The 2,443-nt window shown below is 40.7% G+C and carries 4 protein-coding genes; 2 read left to right on the top strand and 2 right to left on the bottom strand.

Annotation, left to right across the window (positions count from 1 at the left end; all coding sequences use genetic code 11):
* Positions 1-450: 450 nt before the first annotated feature.
* Both O9295_RS14210 and O9295_RS14205 read right to left on the bottom strand, forming a co-directional pair.
* On the bottom strand, positions 451-795 hold the full coding sequence (locus O9295_RS14210; protein WP_002794977.1) for a DUF5615 family PIN-like protein: 345 nt from the start codon (positions 793-795) through the stop codon (positions 451-453).
* On the bottom strand, positions 792-1,085 hold the full coding sequence (locus O9295_RS14205) for a DUF433 domain-containing protein (RefSeq protein ID WP_002794978.1): 294 nt from the start codon (positions 1,083-1,085) through the stop codon (positions 792-794). The genes O9295_RS14210 and O9295_RS14205 overlap by 4 nt, the downstream gene beginning before the upstream one ends.
* A gap of 377 nt (positions 1,086-1,462) precedes the next feature.
* On the opposite strand from O9295_RS14205, the gene O9295_RS14200 reads away from it, so the two are divergent.
* Positions 1,463-1,684, top strand: coding sequence for a hypothetical protein (locus O9295_RS14200; RefSeq protein ID WP_002755098.1), 222 nt, complete (start codon positions 1,463-1,465; stop codon positions 1,682-1,684).
* Between the two features lie 227 nt (positions 1,685-1,911).
* Positions 1,912-2,443 (top strand): RNA-guided endonuclease InsQ/TnpB family protein (locus tag O9295_RS14195; RefSeq protein ID WP_288033445.1); only part of this gene is annotated, 532 nt, incomplete at its 3' end.

Raw genomic sequence — 2,443 nt, 5'->3', positions numbered from 1 at the left:
GGAGACGGGAGACGGGAGACGGGAGACGGGAGACGGGAGACAGCTATTAGGGATCGGATTTGAGTTTTCAGTTCACTGTTTCCTCACACCAGAAGTCTGACGGAGTAGTGGCTTAGATGTGTAATTAATTTTGCTTAGGTACTTATAACCCCGTCCATGGACTAACACAAACCGAAGAACTATAAAAGACCTCTTGCAAAAGTCTTAAGTCGATCCTTGTACAGCAACATTTTTGAAGATTATCAACTACTAATAAATAATTAACTGAAAGTCCCTCCCATTATTGTTTCTATCGTTTGTTTTCGGATTTATGCAAGAGGTCTAAAGATTAGATTGAACATTTCTGGGATTTCTGTCTAACAGCAATGGTCAGCGGTGATGAATGAACTAGAACATCGCCGCTTCATCGTGTTAGCTGGCTTGTGCTTAGAGTGTAAGTTTGCGGAGAAATCATGCGTATAGTAACTGATTATTAATACTATCAACAGTTAAGGTGTTGACTAAAACACCAACCCGTTGCACGACCTCGTAGGCAGTTTTCTGAGGGACAACAATAATTCCACAATGTTCTCTGCCTTCCTCTATGAATTGAAGATGCAATCGTTCAAAATCAACTCGGTTGTGGGTGACAAGACATCTACCTAAAGAAGCTGCAAATTCTAATTGTTCGCTGTCAGTTTTGCCCAAAGTTGACTGCTCAGGAACAGTGGTGACATCTAAACCACGAGAACGCAGAAGTGTTGCAACTAACGCCGACATATCTTCGTCCATGTAAAGCGAAGCAAATATGCTCATAGCTTACCCAAAGCTGCCTTTACAGAAGGATGCACCAACTCATCGGGGACTTGGTTACGTTCAATGTACTCGTTAATTTCTGCTTGATGATCCAAATAAAAACTCAAGGCATCGAACACTTGTGCTAAGGTCAAATGAGGTAAATGAGTTGGAATTTCCTCTGGCATCACACCTAATCGCCACAGACCTACGATTGCGCGAATAGATGTGCGAGTGCCTTCAATAATTGGCTCTCCACCTAAAATCTCATTGTTTCTGGTGACATAACGTGAAAGAGTGATAATCGTCATGGAATTAGGTCTCTTAGGGAAATCGCTAATTCTATTTTAGTCAGGGACAGACATGACTTGATCATGGCATCTAGTCGCTAGAGGCATCGTCGGCTAGATGTTTTTTCGGCAACTTAACCTAAGACTGGCTCTAATAGTTTGACTAGAGAAAAAAGAGGTGCGTTACATTTCATTAACTACCAGAGCGGCGTACTGCTACGCAGTGCCTTCGGCATCGCACTGACACAAACCGAAGAACCATAAAGATTAGATTGAACATTTCTGGGATTTCTCTCCAACGGCAAAGTTAGCCTGCTTTTGGGGCAGGGATTAGCGCAAAGGTGGTGTTATACTCAGACAAAGTGCAGAAAGTCAAAATCCGTAACTTTCTTGAATCCATGCTGACAACTACTCAATTTGCGCCCCTGCTAAAGCAATTGTCTTACTCCGATAAGCTCTTATTACTTAACTTTCTTGTAGCCGAGTTGCTCAAGGATTCTGGTATTGTACCGATGTCTATTGAAGATGATCTCCCTAGACAAGGTTTACATGACTCTTTTGAGGCTGCCGCCATTCTTGCTCAAGCATTAAAAGAGAAACAAGAATTGACTCATGGCTAATAAGGTAAGATTTGCTTTCACTGAGGTAGATTCTAGTCTTGGGGCATTAAGTGCGCTTCCTTATTTACCTATAATGTCGGCTTGAAGGAACCCTCGGTTTCACCTCGGAGATGAAAAGTTCCGCCAGCATAGAACAGCGAAGCACGACTAAGAATAACTCTAATCTATAGTTGCCAATTTAATTTTAGTATGCTAGAATAGTTTGCGTGGTAGGTCGATAACGCAAAATGTTTGTTTTAGAGTACAAGCTTAGAGGAAAACCATCTCAATATCAAGCCATTGATGAGGCTATTCGGACAGTCCAGTTTGTTCGGAATAAATGTCTTAGATATTGGGCAGACAATAAAGGTGTAGGACAAAAAGATATTTATCGATACACAACTCAATTAAGAGATGAATATCCTTTTGTCAAAGACCTTAACTCTACAGCTTGTCAACAGGCTTGCGAACGGACTTGGACTGCTATTCTTAGGTTCTATAACAATTGCAAGAATCAAATCGCTGGTAAAAAAGGATATCCTAAATACTCTAAACGTACTCATTCTGTTGAGTTTAAAAAGTCAGGTTGGAAACTTAATCGAAATTCCAAGAGAATAACTTTCACTGATGGAAAAAACCTTGGGGAGTTAAAACTAATTGGTAGTCGAGACTTGTTGGATTTTCAAGAATGGCAAATTCAACGGATAAGAATAGTTAAAAGGGCTGATGGATATTATTGCCAGTTAATGCTAAAACTCGATGCTAGAGATATAACCCCAC

Origin of the sequence: Microcystis sp. LE18-22.4A (genome assembly GCF_027531105.1) — a bacterium.
Taxonomy (GTDB): Bacteria; Cyanobacteriota; Cyanobacteriia; order Cyanobacteriales; family Microcystaceae; genus Microcystis; species Microcystis aeruginosa.
This window is presented reverse-complemented; position numbering and strand designations above follow the sequence as displayed.

Coding starts and splice junctions, on each gene's coding strand:
- O9295_RS14210 (WP_002794977.1), bottom strand. CDS start 795: ATGAGCATATTTGCTTCGCTTTACATGGACGAAGATATGTCGGCGTTA.
- O9295_RS14205 (WP_002794978.1), bottom strand. CDS start 1,085: ATGACGATTATCACTCTTTCACGTTATGTCACCAGAAACAATGAGATT.
- O9295_RS14200 (WP_002755098.1), top strand. CDS start 1,463: ATGCTGACAACTACTCAATTTGCGCCCCTGCTAAAGCAATTGTCTTAC.